The sequence below is a fragment of the Lactobacillus sp. ESL0263 genome, assembly GCF_003692845.1.
GTDB classification, from domain to species: Bacteria; Bacillota; Bacilli; order Lactobacillales; family Lactobacillaceae; genus Lactobacillus; species Lactobacillus apis.
The window spans coordinates 337,309-354,933 of record NZ_REHL01000004.1; the positions used below are offsets into that span (position 1 = coordinate 337,309).

At 37.8% G+C, this 17,625-nt stretch carries 30 protein-coding genes and 1 tRNA gene; 30 read left to right on the plus strand and 1 reads right to left on the minus strand.

All coding sequences use genetic code 11. The features are described from left to right. Nucleotides 1-100 precede the first annotated feature (100 nt). The gene (locus tag F5ESL0263_RS03530; RefSeq protein ID WP_122034896.1) at nt 101-757 is read right to left on the minus strand and encodes an XRE family transcriptional regulator; all 657 of its coding nucleotides are present in this window, start codon (nt 755-757) and stop codon (nt 101-103) included. 160 nt (nt 758-917) lie between these two features. Between F5ESL0263_RS03530 and F5ESL0263_RS03535 the strand changes: the two genes are divergently transcribed. The 30 genes from F5ESL0263_RS03535 to F5ESL0263_RS03670 all read left to right on the plus strand — a co-directional run bounded on the left by F5ESL0263_RS03535 (nt 918) and on the right by F5ESL0263_RS03670 (nt 17,624). Next, nucleotides 918-1,121, plus strand: a complete 204-nt coding sequence (locus F5ESL0263_RS03535) for a helix-turn-helix transcriptional regulator (protein ID WP_122034898.1) — start codon at nt 918-920, stop codon at nt 1,119-1,121. Between the two features lie 47 nt (nt 1,122-1,168). After that, complete coding sequence (locus F5ESL0263_RS03540) at nt 1,169-1,375, plus strand: hypothetical protein (RefSeq protein WP_122034900.1); 207 nt, start codon at nt 1,169-1,171, stop codon at nt 1,373-1,375. 10 nt (nt 1,376-1,385) lie between these two features. After that, nucleotides 1,386-1,547 carry a hypothetical protein gene (locus tag F5ESL0263_RS08675; protein WP_158593018.1) on the plus strand — a complete coding sequence of 54 codons (162 nt, stop codon included), beginning with the start codon at nt 1,386-1,388 and terminating at the stop codon, nt 1,545-1,547. 70 nt (nt 1,548-1,617) lie between these two features. Further along, the gene (locus F5ESL0263_RS03545; RefSeq protein ID WP_122034901.1) at nt 1,618-2,529 is read left to right on the plus strand and encodes a DUF1351 domain-containing protein; all 912 of its coding nucleotides are present in this window, start codon (nt 1,618-1,620) and stop codon (nt 2,527-2,529) included. 12 nt (nt 2,530-2,541) lie between these two features. Next, a complete protein-coding gene (locus tag F5ESL0263_RS03550) occupies nt 2,542-3,216 on the plus strand; it encodes an ERF family protein (protein ID WP_122034903.1) in 675 nt (224 codons plus the stop codon). A gap of 44 nt (nt 3,217-3,260) precedes the next feature. Next, nucleotides 3,261-4,055, plus strand: a complete 795-nt coding sequence (locus F5ESL0263_RS08720; protein WP_233558446.1) for an HTH domain-containing protein — start codon at nt 3,261-3,263, stop codon at nt 4,053-4,055. Nucleotides 4,056-4,065: 10 nt separating this feature from the next. Next, nucleotides 4,066-4,905, plus strand: a complete 840-nt coding sequence (locus F5ESL0263_RS03560) for an ATP-binding protein (protein ID WP_158593019.1) — start codon at nt 4,066-4,068, stop codon at nt 4,903-4,905. Beyond that, on the plus strand, nt 4,880-5,083 hold the full coding sequence (locus tag F5ESL0263_RS03565) for a hypothetical protein (RefSeq protein ID WP_122034907.1): 204 nt from the start codon (nt 4,880-4,882) through the stop codon (nt 5,081-5,083). Before F5ESL0263_RS03560 ends, F5ESL0263_RS03565 begins: the two co-directional genes overlap by 26 nt. Then, nucleotides 5,055-5,861 (plus strand): phage regulatory protein/antirepressor Ant, encoded by an 807-nt coding sequence (locus F5ESL0263_RS03570; protein ID WP_122034909.1) that lies wholly within the window; start codon nt 5,055-5,057, stop codon nt 5,859-5,861. The genes F5ESL0263_RS03565 and F5ESL0263_RS03570 overlap by 29 nt, the downstream gene beginning before the upstream one ends. 2 nt (nt 5,862-5,863) lie before the next feature. Further along, nucleotides 5,864-6,400, plus strand: coding sequence for a helix-turn-helix domain-containing protein (locus F5ESL0263_RS03575; protein WP_122034911.1), 537 nt, complete (start codon nt 5,864-5,866; stop codon nt 6,398-6,400). Nucleotides 6,401-6,416: 16 nt separating this feature from the next. Next, nucleotides 6,417-6,617: a hypothetical protein gene (locus tag F5ESL0263_RS03580; protein WP_122034912.1), complete on the plus strand. Its 201-nt coding sequence runs from the start codon at nt 6,417-6,419 to the stop codon at nt 6,615-6,617. Next, a complete protein-coding gene (locus F5ESL0263_RS03585) occupies nt 6,617-6,802 on the plus strand; it encodes a hypothetical protein (protein WP_122034914.1) in 186 nt (61 codons plus the stop codon). The genes F5ESL0263_RS03580 and F5ESL0263_RS03585 overlap by 1 nt, the downstream gene beginning before the upstream one ends. Next, the gene (locus tag F5ESL0263_RS03590) at nt 6,802-7,284 is read left to right on the plus strand and encodes a hypothetical protein (protein WP_122034915.1); all 483 of its coding nucleotides are present in this window, start codon (nt 6,802-6,804) and stop codon (nt 7,282-7,284) included. Before F5ESL0263_RS03585 ends, F5ESL0263_RS03590 begins: the two co-directional genes overlap by 1 nt. A 123-nt stretch (nt 7,285-7,407) precedes the next feature. Then, entirely contained in the window at nt 7,408-7,635 is a 228-nt protein-coding gene (locus F5ESL0263_RS03595; RefSeq protein WP_147441551.1) for a hypothetical protein, read from the plus strand. Nucleotides 7,636-7,664: 29 nt separating this feature from the next. Then, nucleotides 7,665-7,937, plus strand: a complete 273-nt coding sequence (locus tag F5ESL0263_RS03600) for a hypothetical protein (RefSeq protein ID WP_122034918.1) — start codon at nt 7,665-7,667, stop codon at nt 7,935-7,937. Further along, nucleotides 7,930-8,382, plus strand: a complete 453-nt coding sequence (gene ssb, locus F5ESL0263_RS03605; RefSeq protein ID WP_122034920.1) for a single-stranded DNA-binding protein — start codon at nt 7,930-7,932, stop codon at nt 8,380-8,382. The genes F5ESL0263_RS03600 and ssb overlap by 8 nt, the downstream gene beginning before the upstream one ends. Before the next feature lie 18 nt (nt 8,383-8,400). Beyond that, entirely contained in the window at nt 8,401-8,919 is a 519-nt protein-coding gene (locus tag F5ESL0263_RS03610; RefSeq protein WP_122034922.1) for a helix-turn-helix transcriptional regulator, read from the plus strand. A gap of 4 nt (nt 8,920-8,923) precedes the next feature. Continuing rightward, on the plus strand, nt 8,924-9,289 hold the full coding sequence (locus F5ESL0263_RS03615; protein ID WP_122034924.1) for a hypothetical protein: 366 nt from the start codon (nt 8,924-8,926) through the stop codon (nt 9,287-9,289). Between the two features lie 4 nt (nt 9,290-9,293). Further along, nucleotides 9,294-9,545: a hypothetical protein gene (locus F5ESL0263_RS03620; RefSeq protein ID WP_122034925.1), complete on the plus strand. Its 252-nt coding sequence runs from the start codon at nt 9,294-9,296 to the stop codon at nt 9,543-9,545. After that, nucleotides 9,527-9,868, plus strand: coding sequence for a hypothetical protein (locus F5ESL0263_RS03625; protein WP_122034927.1), 342 nt, complete (start codon nt 9,527-9,529; stop codon nt 9,866-9,868). Before F5ESL0263_RS03620 ends, F5ESL0263_RS03625 begins: the two co-directional genes overlap by 19 nt. 4 nt (nt 9,869-9,872) lie before the next feature. Beyond that, nucleotides 9,873-10,229: a hypothetical protein gene (locus F5ESL0263_RS03630; protein ID WP_122034929.1), complete on the plus strand. Its 357-nt coding sequence runs from the start codon at nt 9,873-9,875 to the stop codon at nt 10,227-10,229. Continuing rightward, nucleotides 10,222-10,701, plus strand: coding sequence for a RusA family crossover junction endodeoxyribonuclease (locus F5ESL0263_RS03635; protein ID WP_122034931.1), 480 nt, complete (start codon nt 10,222-10,224; stop codon nt 10,699-10,701). The genes F5ESL0263_RS03630 and F5ESL0263_RS03635 overlap by 8 nt, the downstream gene beginning before the upstream one ends. A gap of 15 nt (nt 10,702-10,716) precedes the next feature. Beyond that, nucleotides 10,717-11,223, plus strand: a complete 507-nt coding sequence (locus tag F5ESL0263_RS03640; protein ID WP_122034933.1) for a hypothetical protein — start codon at nt 10,717-10,719, stop codon at nt 11,221-11,223. A 12-nt stretch (nt 11,224-11,235) separates the two neighbouring features. Continuing rightward, nucleotides 11,236-11,715 (plus strand): ArpU family phage packaging/lysis transcriptional regulator, encoded by a 480-nt coding sequence (locus F5ESL0263_RS03645; RefSeq protein ID WP_122034935.1) that lies wholly within the window; start codon nt 11,236-11,238, stop codon nt 11,713-11,715. A 293-nt stretch (nt 11,716-12,008) separates the two neighbouring features. Further along, nucleotides 12,009-12,101 (plus strand) — tRNA-OTHER (locus F5ESL0263_RS08680). Nucleotides 12,102-12,125: 24 nt separating this feature from the next. Continuing rightward, nucleotides 12,126-12,422 (plus strand): hypothetical protein, encoded by a 297-nt coding sequence (locus F5ESL0263_RS03650; protein ID WP_122034937.1) that lies wholly within the window; start codon nt 12,126-12,128, stop codon nt 12,420-12,422. Nucleotides 12,423-12,778: 356 nt separating this feature from the next. After that, nucleotides 12,779-13,576, plus strand: a complete 798-nt coding sequence (locus F5ESL0263_RS03655; protein ID WP_233558447.1) for a terminase small subunit — start codon at nt 12,779-12,781, stop codon at nt 13,574-13,576. Continuing rightward, nucleotides 13,560-14,810, plus strand: coding sequence for a PBSX family phage terminase large subunit (locus F5ESL0263_RS03660; RefSeq protein ID WP_122034939.1), 1,251 nt, complete (start codon nt 13,560-13,562; stop codon nt 14,808-14,810). The genes F5ESL0263_RS03655 and F5ESL0263_RS03660 overlap by 17 nt, the downstream gene beginning before the upstream one ends. Next, nucleotides 14,801-16,240: a phage portal protein gene (locus F5ESL0263_RS03665; protein ID WP_122034941.1), complete on the plus strand. Its 1,440-nt coding sequence runs from the start codon at nt 14,801-14,803 to the stop codon at nt 16,238-16,240. The genes F5ESL0263_RS03660 and F5ESL0263_RS03665 overlap by 10 nt, the downstream gene beginning before the upstream one ends. Further along, nucleotides 16,218-17,624, plus strand: a complete 1,407-nt coding sequence (locus tag F5ESL0263_RS03670) for a minor capsid protein (RefSeq protein ID WP_122034943.1) — start codon at nt 16,218-16,220, stop codon at nt 17,622-17,624. The genes F5ESL0263_RS03665 and F5ESL0263_RS03670 overlap by 23 nt, the downstream gene beginning before the upstream one ends. Nucleotide 17,625 lies beyond the last annotated feature (1 nt).

The window sequence follows — 17,625 nt, forward strand, 5'->3', positions numbered from 1 at the left end:
TGAAGAAGACAAGGGTTACCTTTGTCTTCAATATAGCTCTTAGAATTTGTCCGCAAAGCCAATTCTAAGAGCTTTTTTGTCTATTTAAATATAATGAGTGTTAAGAAAATTTTCTTCGAGACTCAATTACTTTACCGAGTATTTTACCTGGATTTTTTGAATTCAAAACAATTGGACTATAACCACTGGTATTGTCTGGCATAAGCAACACATCTTTACCCACATGTTTAATACGTTTAAGTGTGGCTTCTTCATTATCATCTACAAGTACAGCAGCAATTTCACCGTCTTCGACCGTAGGCTGCTGTTTAACAAAAACAATGTCGCCATCCTTAAATGTTGGTTCCATCGAGTTGCCTTTGCATGTTAAGGCGAAAATAACGTCATTTTTGTGTTCCTTGTTATAGAACATAGGAACATATCCTTCAATATTTTCCTCGGCTAATGTCGGGGTACCACAAGCAATAGTACCAACTAAGGGGACATTTCTAAATGCTTCTTTATCAATAGGGAAAACGTTTTTAGGAAAGGGATCTTTACTGAGCCCAATTAAATAGTCCAGAGAAACGTTAAAATAGTCAGCTAAAATTTTAAGTGAAGAAAGCTTAGGCTCTTCTTTATTATTTTCCCAACGTGATAATCTTCCTTTTGTGATTTTTAGGTTAGGGTCGCTTTTATTTAAAACGCTGGCTAATTGGTCTAGAGTCATATTTCGACTTTTACGATAACTTTTAAGTTTTGTGCCTAAATCGGACATGTTTAATACCTCTTTTCGCTTAATAACTATTATAGTTTATTTTGTTTCGAAAACAATACATTTTTGCATTTTTCGAAACAAAGTATTGACATCGAAACTTAATGAACTTATTATTAGTTTTGAAAAGTTTCGAATTCGAAACATGAAAGGAGGATGAAATATGGAATATGATCGACCATATTATGGCCTAATTAAAGTGTTGAAAGAACACAAAATTAATCAGGAGAATGCTGCTAAAATCATACACGTGAGCAGAAACACATTTAATCAGAAGCTCAACCGCAACGCTGGGAGAGACTTCAAGCTAAGTGAGGCAAAAAAACTGGCACAAAGTCTTAATATTACTACATCAGACTTTTTTTAAATTAAAAAGTTGCGAATTCGAAACTAAATTAGAAAGGAGGTGAAACCATGACACTATTAACTGCTGAGGAAGTAATGGACAAATACCATTACAAAAAGTCCACCTTTTATGAAAGAAGAAAGGAGTGCCTACTGTCAGACTATCAAGATGCAGTAATCATTGATGGTAAGACGTTAATAAAGGAAAGCAGATGGGATGAATTTATTGAAAGCAGAAGCGAAAACAAAAAACGTAAGTTAATGGGTATTGATTGAGGTATGAATTATGGAAAGGATTTTGAAAAAATGGCAGCACTTTTTAGACACTTACACAGACATCGAGCTGAGAAGCGAAAGCTTACTGCTAATCTCATTAATTGTAGCAATTGCTGGACTGGTATTAACGATTATCGTTTTAAGCCTACCAGAGAGATTGCCGGGAACATAAAAAAGCCCGACGGCCATCGGACTTTCAAAATAACAGTTTATTAAAAAATAGTTCAAGGAGATTATAACACATGAATAATGCAGTTAACAATTCTGAAAAAAAGGAAATTATTACTTTAGCGGATAGCGACTATGGTATTGCTTACCACCCGGCAAAAATTGATTTTCCTGAGTACGGACAATTAAAAGCAAAAGTTCAAGAAATTAGTGAATTTTTTAAATATCAAGTAACTGCTGACAATATTAGTCAGGCTAAAAAAGATAGAGCCAATCTTAATAAATTAAAGAAAGCTCTAAACGACAGAAAAATTAGCATTGTAAAAGATGTTGATCAACCAGTTATTCATTTTAAAAGCCAAATAAAAGAGTTGACTGATGACATTGGTCAAACGACAGATTTAATTAGCAAGCAAATAAAAGGCTATGAAGACCATGCACGTGAGGAGCGTGAGCAACTTTTTAAGAATGAAATCAAGCGCAGATGTGAGATTGCTGATATTGACCCTCAGAAGATTGTTATAAATCCTAAATGGTTAAATAAGTCAGCGTCTTATGCAGTGTTTGAAAATGAATTGCAAGCTCAAATTGATTCTCTGGTAAAAGAAAAAGAACAACTAGCCGAGAACATCAAAGTGGTTAGTGCACGTGCAAAAGAACTGGGACTGCCTTACCAACATTGGGCACAGTTGCTTGAGAGCACAAAACTAAGCAGTGTGTTAGAGCAAATGTCAGATTACGCAAACGACATCAAGAAAGAAGCAGAGCGTAACAAAATGGCTAGGCAAGAAGCTCAGGAGAAAATTGTAAATCACAATGGGACAGCTATTAACAAGGACACTGGGGAGATTATAGACACATACCAGGAAGCAATGCTGATAACTAAAACAACTAAGCTCAAATTAACAGCTACCAATACTCAATTTAAACAGTTATGGCAAGCAATTAACAATATCGGAATTAAGCACGAAAGAATAACTGATTAGGGGGGCAAAATCATGACAGACGAAAAACCAAAGCCTAAGAACTATATTCCCCTAGCCATTAAAATTTCTAATGCTAACAAAAACATTGGTGCAATAGCAAAAGACCGCAATAACGTTTATCAAAAATACGCATTTCAGTCAGAAGCGGCAATAAAAGCTGCAGTGCAAAGGGTTATTTGGGAAAACCAATTCGCAATTATTCCTAAATTTGAAATTCTAGAGCGCGAACAGCAAAAGACGCAAAAAGGTGGCATCAATAACTTTGTGTACGTTCAAGGCACATTCACTATCACTGACGGTGTTGAAACTATTGTCGGAACGATGCCTGGTGCAGGTTCGGATACGGGGGAAAAAGCAGTACAAAAAGCATGTACGAGCGCTCAAAAATATTTTTACAAACAGCTTTTTAACATAACGGATAAAGACGAAGACCCAGATGCACAAGATAGCAGTTCGAGTGGTGGCTATGTTAATAGAGATAATCGCAAGCCTGTTAAGCCTAATACTGGTAATAGTCAAAGCCTAAGGAATTATCAAATTAACTATAAGGGTCAAATGGTACCGATGTACATAGTGGTTAAACATGCATCTGAAGGCAATCAGGAAGCAAAGGATTTTGCTAACACTCTTCAGGGTAAAGATATGGACGTCTTTAAGCAACTTGCAAAAGAAGGCATAACTTCTTAGGAGGAAAGATGAAACCTGAATTTAAAGGTTCGAAAGCATTTTTGATGATACCAACAAGTATTGCACATGATTCAGAACTTTTGGAGAAATGTCCTAAAGCAATATTGTTATTGGGCGAGATAGTATCAATGCTAAACGTAACTGGAGAATTTTACATCAACAATGCCAATCTCGCCAAACGTTTACATTGTTCGACTAGGACAGTTGTTCGCTACTTGGAAATACTTGAAGAAAAAGAGCTAATTAGCCGGGAAAACATCAAAGATGCTTCTGGAAACATTGCTTATCGAAAAATTCATGCAGGTAAGCAGTTAGGTCAAGCATTTTCAAAAGGTTGGGGAGACGATACACCTGATGACATGGATGTCACCCCTCATGACACACATGACAGGAGCCTCATGACATCTGATGACATGACCCCCATGACACATGTGTCACCTAAAAAGAACAATAATAATAGAACAATTAATAAAACAATATATAGGTCAAATGACCAACCGTTAGAAGATCGTTTTGAAAAGATTTGGGCTGAATACCCTAGAAAACAAGGTAAGAAAGATGCTCTAAGACACTATAAAGCTTGGATTAAGGCTTCTTCAAAGCATACTGATGAGTATCTTATGGATAGACTGGAGAAATATAAGGCTTATCTCAAAGCCAATAATACTGAATTAAGGTATGTCCAAAAAGGGAGCACCTGGTTTAATGGCAGCTTTGATGACGACTGGGATATTAAGCCTAACCGTAACTACAGTAACTATAGCCAACCAGCTGAATTACCACCAGAAGCTTTTGATACTAGCCGGCTAAATGTTAATGAAGAGGATTTACCATTCTAGGAGGAGCGCTATGGCAGGAATAACCAAAGATACAGTGCTCGCAATTGGTAACAAAATCAGAAGAAGCGATAAAACGTGTTCTAAGCACCCTAAATGCCACCTAGTGTATCTGGACGGTGTGGCAAAAATAAAGCCATTCTGCCCTGCATGTGTCCAACAAGGCAACATTAAACAGCAAGAGCAGATGTTGAGTAATTTAAAAGAAAAAGAAACCAGAGGTTACCTAAAAGGACAATCATTGGTGGATAGGGATGAGGTATTTACTTACACCTTTGACAACTTTAAGACTAAGGACAACAGTCCTGAAGCTGTTTTGAAGGGAAAAGCACGGCTGATTGCAGGCTTGTATCTAAAAGAACCATACCAAAAAAGCAACAGTTTGCTGTACGGCAACGCAGGAGCAGGTAAGACACACTTGGCCATGGCAATGCTCAACGCTGTTAACGACAACGCTGATCCAATGGTTAGATGTTTATTCATCAGTGTTAACAAGCTGATTCGAGAGATGAAAAACTGGTTTAACGACAAAACAAGCTTATGGTCGCCAAAGCATGTAACAGATGTTGTCAGCAAAGCAAACCTTGTTGTACTTGATGACCTAGGCGCAGAAAGTGCCACCGGTACAGCCACTAGCTTTGTACAAGACACTATATTTGATATTTACGAAAGCAATCAACGCATTATCACGACAACTAATCTAAGTATGGATGAGCTATACAGCACATATCACTCAAGATTGGTTAGTCGTATGCAAGAAGGCTACGGTGGCAAAGTTATCGACTTTACCAAAGTGCAAGATAAGCGACCGTTTATTGGAGGAGCCAATGGCAGCAGTGACCGATTGGGATAGGATTAACGCTCAAAGCTTAAAAGGGCGGTTAAAAGAGCAGTATGAATACGACTGTGAACACGGGATAGGTGCATACAGGACGCAAGAAAAACAAGAGTGTGAAGAGTTACATGAATTTTTTAAAAAAATAGAAAAGGAGAATGATAACAATGCAAGATGTCCAGTTATTTACATTTGATGGCGAAGAAGTGATTGATAGTCGAGACGTGGCCAACATGATTGGCAAATCTCATGCACACCTGAGCAGAGACATAGACAGATATATTAGAGACATAGATGAGCCCAATCCAAAATTGGATTCGGCTCAAAAAGCTAGTAATAGCAATGCTTCGACAAACTTTTTTATCAAATCAACTTACACAGATAAAAATAACCAAATTAGACCCTGCTATTTGCTAACTAAGCAAGGATGTGAGTTCGTTGCAAACAAGCTGACAGGCAAAAAAGGGAATCAGTTTACCGCTGAATACGTGACATTGTTTAATCGCATGAAGCAACGAGAGAACAACCGCATTGAAAAAGTGTATAGAGAATGGAATATCCCAACGACCTTCGCAGGTGCTTTAAAACTTGCCACCGAGCAAGCAGAGCAACTGGAAAAGCAACAGCCTAAAGTTGACTACTTTGACTCACAAATGAGAAATCCTGGACTAATGACAACAACCGAAATTGCAAAAGACTATGGTTGGAGCGCTACTAAGCTAAATCAAGAGTTGCAAAAACGTGGCGTCATTTACCAACAAGGAAAAAGGAACCGCAAGGTATGGGTAGTATATCGCGACTATGATCATCAGGGTTATACACAATATGAGCCATTCACTTTTCAAAATGGCGGCAAGCAGGGAATGCATAACAACTTGAAATGGACACAAAAAGGTAAAAAGTTCATTTACGATTTGCTAGCTAAAGATGGCATTAGACCAACATTAGAGCAGTTGGATTTGATAGAGGACTAATTATGAAAAACCGAATTAAAGAATTAAGAAACAAAAAAGCAATGTCACAAAGTCAATTCGTTCAAACGTTCAATGAACTACTAGTTAGTGAAAAAATGAAACCTATAACAGTTCCAACACTTTCAAGATGGGAAAATTCACTGAATAGTCCGACCGATGATATGTGGAGACAATTGGCAGACTACTTTAACGTATCTGTTTCATACATTAAAGGTGAAATTGATGAGGAATATTTAGAAAGCTTAATCGAATTAGCAATATTATTCATTTTTCCAGAAATGATATTAACTTATGGAGAAATAGAACTTGATGATGATTGTAAGCCGTTTATAGTCATTGGAATTTTAAGCCAAATCTTAAAACAACTGGGCTATGAACCTAAAAGAGAATTTCAAGAAGTTTACATAAAGGCAGTTAATTTGGCGGGAGATCCAATAACAAAAAGTCATTTGAATGATTTCGAAGCTGTTGTTGATAAATTTATGCCTAAATTTCAAGGAATCACTGATAACCTGCTAAAAGCATATAACAGTTTATAAAAGATGGAGAAACAAAATGAACAGAGTTAAAGAATTACGAGAAGAGCAAGGTATTAGCAAGGAAGAAATAGATATGAAAAAAGAAATTAAATGCCATGCCTGCGATCGCTCACTAACAGATAAGGTAGTGGTGTACCGCAATCACGGCTATGAGGATTACTACTGCACGATTGACTGCTTAAAGAGCAGGGTATTCCAAGAAAGTGTGAATCAGTAATGACGAAAATTGTTTACAAATTTAATAGCAAAGGAACACTTAGCTATATAGGTCATGCGCCAGATGAGTATGAGTTACGTGATGGGGAACATTTTTACCCCAAGCCTGATGATGCTGAAGTTATTGAAGATAAAGAAACGTTAGAAATTCTAAAACAATTCAATAAATATCGGAGGAAAGGTTGATGAAAGTAAAAGACACCGATGGTGTCATTTATAAATTTTATGATTATCAAATCGGTAAACCTCATTCTGATGTAGTAATTAATGGAAAAAAGGCTTTTCGAATTGCTACTCCCAAGGGGGATATCACTGTTTACGCTGACTATTGGGCAAAATTGAGTAGAAGAAACCAAATAAAAGATTGGATATTTCGAATTCTATATTATCTTTTCTGCTTAGTACCTCAAGCGATACTAATCGTATGTGCTATATGTGTAGCTATTGCTATATATGTTTTTGTATTAATTTTTCCGGCTTTTGTGGTTTGGAAATACACCAAATGGCTACGCTGGTTAGTAATACCTTTCTTAGCAGCTATAAACGTTTTAGTCATAGTTTGGGGGATATGTGAGCTTTATGATGAGTGGGAAGACAAAGTTACGCCAAAAATAATTGATTTTAGAAATAAAAGGCTACGAAAAAGAAAGAAGGATTCAAAGCAATGACAACAATCAAAATGAATGACGGCCGTACCCAGTACGATGTTGTAGATGGTCATAGATTGTTTTGTTACAGATGCGAATATACAACCTATTCGTTAAATTCGTTGAAGAAAATGAGTGAGTGAAATGACAGGAATAATTAAATTTCGTGGAACCGGTAGCGATTGTGCTAGCCGAATATATGAAAAGCAGTTAACAGATTTGAAGGAATTAAGCATGAAAGTCGAAAACGGACGCTTTGCAACGTATAAAGCCAAGTTTGGCCGGAGAATCTATCGCATTAACAAGGATGTGTTTTTTGAAATATTAGATAGGTTACCCGAGACTAATTTAGTAATCATTAATCCTAATTAATTAATCCTAATTAAAGGAGGATAAAAGATATGACCATGAAAGAAAATCTTGAAGAGTGGCAGACAGAGACGCTGGACGAGGCAAAGCTTAAGGCAATGGATTTGGAAGACGAAGCTCTAAAACAGACCACGTACCAAGACGCATTAGATTTTTTGAATAAAAGTAAGCCCAAAAGGCATGACTGCGACTACGGCAATTGGTCGGTAGCAAAAAAATTATATGAAATAACTGATTTGATTTTGGATGAAGTTAAAGAGGAAATTGTAAAACAAGCTTTTTCGAGGAAGATTGAACATGATTAATAGAGTGGTATTAACGGGACGCTTAACGCGCGTTCCTGAATTAAAAACAACGCAGAATGGGCTATCAGTGGCATCGTTTACGCTTGCCGTTAATCGTCAGTTCACAGACGTGCATGGCAAAAGAGCAGCTGACTTTATAAGCTGTGTCATTTGGAGAAAATCAGCTGAAAACTTTTGCAAATTTACAACTAAAGGCTCACTTGTTGGTATTGACGGCCGGATTCAAACCAGAAGCTATGATAACAAAGAAGGTCAAAGAGTATATATAACAGAAGTCGTTGTAGACAGTTTTTCATTGCTTGAGCCTAAAAGCGAAAGTCAAGTTAGCAATGCGGGTAACGACAATAATAGCTATAGCAGTAATAACAATGCTGATGCAGCCCCAGACCCGTTTGGTGGCAATGGTAATTCGATAGAAGTGAGTGATGACGACTTGCCGTTTTAGAAAGGGGGCACAGAAGTGATGCATGTAAAAGATGATTTAAAGAAAAAAATAAATGATAAAGTCGGCAGCTGCATATTCTGGTTTATTGCAATGTTAATAGCAGCCGTTGCAACTTTTATTTGGAGGACGAAAGTAGCATTTTTCATTTTAGCAGTAACAATAATTTTCTTTATTTTGTTACTAATGGAATTATGTCTTGTCTGTTTTAAGGCGAAAAAAATGTTAAGCGATGAAAAACGAAGCAGCCAAGAAAAAGCAAATAAAAATTTTGCTAGACAGGAACCAGAAAAAAATTTATATGAGGTATTGCGTGACTTTAGAAATGATCATAATGAGCGCTTATATGACATGGCTGAAAGGCTTGGTATTAAGTCTTGGGAATTATCAAAAATAGAAAACGGGCATGAAAAAAACCGTAAAAAAGTTAAAGAAGTATTGACCAAAATTGAGAACGCTTATGACCTGAACGGCATAGAAATGGCTACATTGATATTCGGCTATTTAACTACATATGGAGAAGACGAGGAGGTGGAGTAAAAAGATGACTAAAGATTTTGTTGATAAAGATCTCGACAAAATAGCTGATGAATCAACAGGCTATTACTATGAGATTAAAAAGACGCTACTGCAAAGTAAAAGAACCGACCCTTTTGAAAGTTCTATTTTTGGCTGGAAAAACGGAGCACCTAATCCTAAACCACCAAGTGGAGGAATTGAGCTGGTATTGCCAAATCCGGCTGACGAGGAAGAGGTTAAGCAAAGATTGTCACCATTGGACGATGAGTGGTTGCCTATTAGTCAAGAATATAAGGACTATTACTCAAAGAATATCCATTTCACAAAAACAGTCTTGCTCGAAGCAGTGGTAGTTGCACTTATCTTTGGATTGAATGACGAAGAGGATTAGCAAAATGAATTATGAATTAGATTACTTAAAAGACAAATTTGAAAAATCAGCTGGTAATTGTAAGTTGTGGACTGTTTTAGCCTTAATAACTGCAATTGCAGTATGGCTTTGGCAGACCAAGATAGCCATATTTATCTTTGCAATTTCAATGATTTTACTTGTTCTAAATCTATTAACTGCGTGGGTAGCTTATAGAAAATTCAAAAAGGCAAGTGATAAAAGCAAGGGGCAGAATCGATGGAAGCCTATCAAGTAACTTTTACTGCTGAAGGATTATCTTGTATTAAAGCTCAAGATCTTGTTTTCGCCAATACAGTTATAGAAGCAAAGGCAAAGTTTTTGGACTGGAAAAGCATTTTTGCCGGCGAAATTGAATGCTCTGATAAAAACAAGATAAAGATTGTTAGAAGACCTGAATTAGATGGCTGTGAGATATTGCCTAAAGTAGCAATCGCTGAAAAATTAGTTACAGAATGCGGTTGGAACTGGACATTCTTCAATGGCGGCGGGGATGACGTTACTCCAGAAACTTTTGATAAAAACGAGTTTGAAAAAGCTTGGGCTAGGGATGAGGAGTAATTCAATGAAAGCATTTGAAGTTAACTACTCCTGCGCTCCAGTTTTTAATGACACAGCAGTAGACGTTGCTTTTGCAAAAGACGAGGAAGAAGCTAATGCTAAGTTTACTAATGGTAAAAGCTTGTTTTCAGATTATAATGCCGGCCTGAGAAACGTAATATTTAAACGCATACCATTTTTAGACGATTGTGAAAAGTTAACATTGATGAAAAAAGTAGAAAAACTAATTACAGAGGGAAGTTGGTGTTGGACATTTGGCGGAGATGCACTAGCATTTTATAGCCCCTTAACTGACAAGCAGCTAAAAAAGTTTGAAAAGATGTGGATTGAAGAGTATGGAAGTGAGCTAGTGTGTGAGTAGTTTAACGATTATTATCCCAGGGGAGCCTGCAAGTAAGGCACGGCCACGGTTCTCTAGGACAGCCCAAGCAGTAAGGACATACACGCCTACCAAGACACTGAAGTATGAAGAGTTAGTGCGATATCACGCATTGGCCGAACGTCAGAAAATTGGCATTAAGCCAATAGCAAAACAGATGCGACTGCAGATTAAGGCATATTTCAGCATCCCAAAATCGTATTCTAAAAAGCGTAAAGAAATGTGTCTAGCAGGGGATGAACGTCCAGCCAAAAAGCCCGATAGTGACAACATTGCAAAGATTGTGCTTGACGGACTAAATCCTAAGATGAAAGTGGACCATAGATTGCACAAGGCTGTATGCGTCCACGAGGGGCTTTATCAGGACGACAGACAGGTAATAGACCTCAAGGTAGAAAAATGGTACGCAGATGAGCCTAGGGTAGAGATTACGGCCACTTGGGACGATAAGTAGAAAGGAGAAGATAGCATGAGTGAAACAAACATACCGTATGATTTGATTAATCAGTTAGAGACGGATTTCGGTTCGCTTTCAAATGTGCCAGAAAATAATCCAATTTTGATTAATATCCGCAAGATATTAAGTTATGAAGGCCATATTGTTAGCAAAAAAGTCTATCTAAAGTGTGAGATTAATAAACTACTGGATGAAGGATATTTGCCAACAGAAATTGCAGACAAGTTGATGATCACCATTGGCACTGTCAGGAAATCTATGCGCATGTTTAATATGCAGACTAGACCGAGATTCAGATACAAGGTTGTTAAGCGAAGCACTGGTGAAAGCATATATGGCAATGTTTGTCAGGACTTCAGTAAGTTAATTAATGCTAATTGTTCCTCGTTTAAATTGGCAAAAAATTATCTGTTTCTTGAAGGATATAAACTAACGCGGTGCGATCCGCGGATTCTATGGGGAGAATTAAAAAAAGGACAAAAATATTATCAAAATGGACAGTTGTTGGTAAAGAAATAAAAGGTGAAAGTAATGATTGGAGTTGTGGAATTAACATTGTTTAAGAAAGCAAAAATAAATAAGAGTAAGACAGCTAATGCAGTTAAGAGCTTTTTTGCGGATGATTTCAATCATTACCTGAACCTAGCGAATAAGCACCTTAGCGATATATCTAGTCCGACACTTGACCCTAACAATGTTGGTGGTCATGACGATCGCAATCATGCGGATGAGAAGATAATAGTTAATCTTGATGCGCAAAACTGTGTCAAGGCTGTTGACCACACTATTAGCAGCTGCAGTTATCCATCTGGCACGATCTTGTATCTGTATTTCGTAAGAAAAATCCCGGATAACAAAATAGCCGAGAGATTAGGATATCAGTCAGCTCGATATTATGACTTGAAAAATGCTGCCTTGGTCGAATTCGCCGAAAGGTTAGAGTATTGGCGGCAAATTGATCGTGCATCTATCGAAGATTTGAGGGTTTTTGATGAAGTTAAGGTAATTTGAAAATCATAGTTTCACCATAGAATCATCAGAGAATGACCATAGGTTAATCAGAGACATATCAGGTTATTATGGTATTGTCGAGAATTAAGGGTAGTTCTTGATAGCTATTAATCGTCCGCGATGACGTTAAACTACTACAAACTTTTTTTGAATATTTTGTTCATGAAAAATTCCTCCTTAATTTGACCTAGGAGCTACGGCAATGGTTGTAATCAGGTTCGATTCCTGATGCCGTAATAGCATGCCGCGACTTCAGTGGTGAAGCAAAGAGCGCCGATACTGGATAGCGTGTCAGACGTGTATTTCAATATGGTAGTCATTTTAAAATCAAAGTACATCAACAGGACGAGACCTATTGATAGCGGGTTCGAATCCCGCCACGTCTTTATTGATCAAGGAGGTAATAACTAATGGAAAATTACAGTGATGAATTAGTCAAAAATATGATAGAATTAATTAAAGAGCATGACAAAAAGATCCTTATTGAGAGTATTTCTAAAAAGCAGAAGAAGGAAAAAGAGCAATCAGGTGACATGAAGACCGTTAGTGACGTGTCAAAAAAGGTTGTTGATTTTTCAAGCACAGCAATAGATTTTTGTAAGAAAGCTTTAGAAGCACAGATGGAAAATCCAGAAAGTATAGATCCTGCTAGATTGTCAGCAATAACAAACCTGTATAAAGTTATTTACAGTGCATGGTTTAAATAAAAATAGACGTCCGAAACGACGTTAAACTAAAAACTGTATAAATAATTTAGCTAGTCTCCTATCCATTCAGTTAATAAACTGGTGTGAGGATTACGGCAATATTTGTAACTGGGTCCCGATACCAGTGCCGTAATAGACCGGCTTAAATAAAAACGCTGTTTTTAAACGTTTGTCACAAAGTAATTAAGTGATAAATGCCCAAAATGGCGTTTTTTGTGTTTTAGGGTGAACTTTTGGTGCTGTAAATGACCAAAATAGCACTTTTTGCAATTTAGTTTGAAAAATTTTGCCAATAATGATTTATAAGCACTAATTAGGTGCTTTTTTTGTGCACTAATAGGGGGTGGTGAAATGATGTGACTGATGCAGAGAAACGAATAGCTGCAAAACATGACTATGTGCTAGGGATGAAGTATAAGGACATTGCAGACAAGTATGGTGTGTCACTTAACACAGTCAGGTCATGGAAAACCAGATATGGATGGCAGCGCAATGGTGTGAAAAAAGATGCGCACATCAAATCGAAAAATGTGCGCGCAAAAACACCAACGAGTGCAGCTATTGAGCAGCTAAATGACAGTGACTTATCGGACAAGCAAAAAGAGTTTGTCCTTGAATACTTGCGACTTTACAACGCAACTCAGGCTTACCTCAATGTGTTTGGTGGAGGGTACAAAGTTGCAAACGTGTGTGGCTCGCAACTATTAGCAAAACCTAGTATTCAGGAACAAATAAGAAATATTCGTGAGGCTAAGCTAAAAGAACTAGCAATCGAGCCACTAGATTTGATTGAAGATGTTGTAAAAGAAGCTAAGGCAGACATTGGCAACTACCTTGAATTTGGCAGTTGGTCGGAGAACCTAACAAAAAAGCAATACGGTGAAGAAAAACCAAAACCGGTTGTTGATACTGACGGCAATCAGGTTGTTATTCATCACAGCTATCTGTACTTCAAAGATAAGGATAGCGTGGACACTTCATTAATCAAAAAGATAAGCGAAGGCAAAGATGGTGCAACTATTGAGCTGTACGACAAGACGAAAGCTCGTGACAAACTACTTGAATGGCTCAAGGAGCAAAACAATGATGGTGACACTTCAGTAAACATCAATTTTGATATTCCAAAGGAGGACAAAGATGCAAGTAAGTCTTAAACAGAACGTATCTCCTGCTTTTTATGACCTGTTTTGGGATATCCATAACAAAAAGCATGCTAATTATTGGCTCAAAGGAGGACGAGGTTCAACTAAGTCCTCTTTTATTTCGCTCATAATCGTTTTAGGTGTGATGCAAGACAAGAATGCTAATGCGATTGTTTTACGTAAAGTAGCTAATACCTTGCGTGATTCGGTATTTGAGCAATACTTGTGGGCAATAGACTTATTGCATGTTGATGAATACTGGCAGTCGTCAGTTAGCCCTATGCAGTTAACATTCAAGCCTACTGGTCAGCAAATCAGGTTCAAAGGTGCAGACGACCCACGCAAGATTAAGTCGCAAACCTTTCGTCAAGGATACACGAAATTTAAGCATTTTGAAGAGGTTACTGAATTCAAAGGTATGGAAGAGATTCGTTCAATCAATCAGTCTCTTGGTCGTGGTGGTTCAGGTATCATAACGTTTTACTCTTACAATCCACCAGCTAGGCAATCTAACTGGGTAAATCAGGCAGTAGACAGTGAGCAGATGCGTGATGATACGTTGGTTAACTTATCTGATTACCGCTCGGTACCTAAAGCATGGCTGGGTATTGAGTTTATAGCAGATGCAGAGCAGCTAAAAAAGGATAATGAGAAAGCCTATCGACATGAATATCTGGGAGAAGTAACCGGTACTGGTGCAGAAGTGTTCAACAATATTACGACACGTGCCATTACTGATGATGAGGTTGCTACCTTTGACAAGGTATATCATGGCCTTGACTTCGGTTTTGCGCACGACCCTACAGCTTACGTCAAGATATATTGGGATGCGGCTAGACGTCGCATTTTTATTTTCGATGAATTCGAACGTGTTGGTTTAAAGAACCGTGATGCCGTTGAGATGATTAAACAACGCAATCCGTTGAACGAACCAGTAATTGCTGATTCAGCATCCCCTGGGACGATAGCAGAATATCATGACTTAGGTTTAAACATTTATGGTGCAAGAAAAGGACCAGGTTCTCGTGACCATGGCTATAAGTGGCTTGAGGATTTACGAGAGATAGTCATTGATCCAGTCAGATGTCCGGATGCATGGCGTGAGTTTACGGGTTATGAGTTTGAGTTGGACTTGAACGGTAACTATAAATCAGGTTATCCAGACGGCAATGACCATACAATGGATGCTACACGTTATGCGTTAGAGAGATTAATACAGAGAGGAGGTTTCGAATCGTGGAAGTAGATTCAATGAAAAAGCTCTTAGAGCAAACACAAGATAGGCGCAATAGTTTTAATGAAAAGTATAGAAAATCGAAACATTATTACTTAAATGAGAACGATATTACTATTAAAAATCATGGTGAATCTAGAACAAAAGAGGATGATGCGGGTAAAAAAGAGAATAACCCTTTAAGACCAGCTGACAATAGAGTTAGTTCTAACTTTCATCAGTTATTAGTTGACCAAGAAGCAGGCTATTTAGCTACAAAGCCACCCACAATTGACGTTGATGACGATAAACTTAATCAGGAAATCAAAAACACGTTAGGTGACAACTTTGGCTTAAGGCTTAATGAGCTTGTTGTAGATGCAGCTAATGCTGGTGTGGCATGGCTACACTACTGGATTGATGAAAATGGGCAGTTTAGATATGCCATTGTACCTCCTGACCAAGTGACACCGATTTACTCAAGTGATTTAAATCGTAAGCTCGTGGCACTGAGACGCTCATATAAAGAATTAGACCCTAACACAGCAAAGAAATACTGGGTACATGAATTTTGGGACGAAAAGACAGTTACAGTATTTAAATCTAGAGATGAGCAATTCGATGATTTAGGGACTATAGATGATAGATTTACTAGTTACGATGTGACAACTGGTATTGAAACAGGTAGTTCAAGCGTTAATCATCACGGATTAGGACGGATCCCATTTATTGCCTTTCCAAAAAATAAGGAACAACAACCTGATTTATATCACTACAAGGGGCTAATTGATGTCTACGATAAGATCTATAACGGCTATGTTAATGATCTAGACGATATTCAACAGATATTCTTAATCTTGAAAAACTATGATGGACAAAGTTTAGATGAATTTAGAAAAAATTTACAAAGAGACAAAGTTATCAAGATAAGAAGTATGGGTGCTGGCGATGACTCAGGCGTTGATCAGCTTGCAATTGATATTCCAACTGAGGCTCGTAATTCAATGCTTGAAACAACAAAGACAAACATCTTTGTTACTGCTCAGGGTATTGATCCAACAGACTTTAAGGCTAACAATGCTACAGGTACAGCGATTAAGATGTTGTATTCTCACCTTGAGTTAAAAGCAGCTAAAACAGAAGCATATTTTAGGGACGCACTTACAGAGCTAGTCCGTGCAATCATGAATTGGCTACATGTGCCTGACGCTGATAGCAGACCAATCGAACAAACTTGGACTAGAACTGCAATACAGAATGACGTTGAAAAAGCTCAAGTGGTTGCTCAGTTGGCAAATTGGACAAGCAAAGAGGCGATTGCTAAGGCAAATCCAATTGTTGAAGATTGGCAACAAGAACTCAAGGACGAACAGGAAGACCTTAAGAATCGTAATGATGAGTATGGTAACCCTGATAATCTAAACGGCGGCGGTGACAATAATGACGACCAAGAGAGAAGTTAATTATTGGAAACGCCGTTTTTTGTATGAAAAAGAACAGCAACTGCAGAATACAGCTGAATATGAAACAGCAATGCGTGCACGTTTAAAAGAAGTTGAGCAGGTATTAGAGCAAGAAGTCGACTACTGGCTTAAACGTTATGCAGCTAATCAGGAAATTACAGTTAAAGATGCTCGTAAGATACTGTCAACCATCGGCACACGTGACTGGCACATGACGCTTAAAGAGTTCAAATCCAAGGCTAAAGCTGGCGGATTTGATAAAGAACTAGATGCTGAGTATTTTCGCAGTCAATTATCAAGACTAGAGAACATAGACGGACAATTAACTAGCTTGCTGGCTCAATATGCAACATCTGAGAGCGATAAATTAGAAAGTAGTCTAATTAACCAGTATCAGCAAACGTACATGCACAGCATCTATTTAACGCAATTAGAGCAAGCTAAATTATCTAGTAACTTTGCAAATGTTAACGAGTATCAAGTAAAGCAAATAGTGCACAAGCCATGGCGTGGCAGCGATTTTTCAAAGCGTATTTGGAAAAACTACACTGAAGTTTTACCGAATGAACTAGGTGATGCATTGCTTCGTGGCTCTGTTCTAGGTCATTCCCATGAACAAATATTCAAAATGATGCGCCAACGCGTGAAAGATGTCGAAGACTATCAATTACACCGACTGATTATTACCGAGATGGGACACGTTGCTGAAACTGCAACAGCTGATGCTTATAAAGAAGAAGGAGTTGAGCAATACCAATATTTAGCCACTTTAGAAGCACACACGTGTGAAGAATGTGCACATTTAGATGAGAAAATTTTTGATTTAAAAGACAAAGTTGAAGGATTGAACTATCCGTTAATACATCCATATTGCAGATGTACCACGATGCCGTACATTAAGGGATTGCCTGACAGCTCTGAACGCTGGGTTCGTGATCCTGAAACTGGTAAGGGCTATTATGTTGACAACATGACTTTCAACCAGTGGAAGAAGGCAATTGAATATCAAAGGCAAAATGAGTCGTTACCAAATTCTGCCGCTAGATGTATTTCAAAAAAAGGCAATTATAACTGGAACGAACTCAATGCAGAGCAGTATAATAAACATATAAAGGGAACGCCTGAATTTGATAACTATGCTAAAGGTCGTAAACGTCCAGTAAGCGAATTAATTATCTCACCCGCTGAAACTCAAGCATTGATTGGGAAATATGGCAAGAAACGTCAGAATACGGATAAACAAAAGGTTTTGTTCAAACATAATTCTTATATAGGATTATGGGCGGACATAAATGGCAATTATTATCCAACTAAACAAGGACGTATCGGCTACAGTAAGAGAGGCTGTCATGTCACGCCTCAGAAGCCAGATTATTTAAAATAAG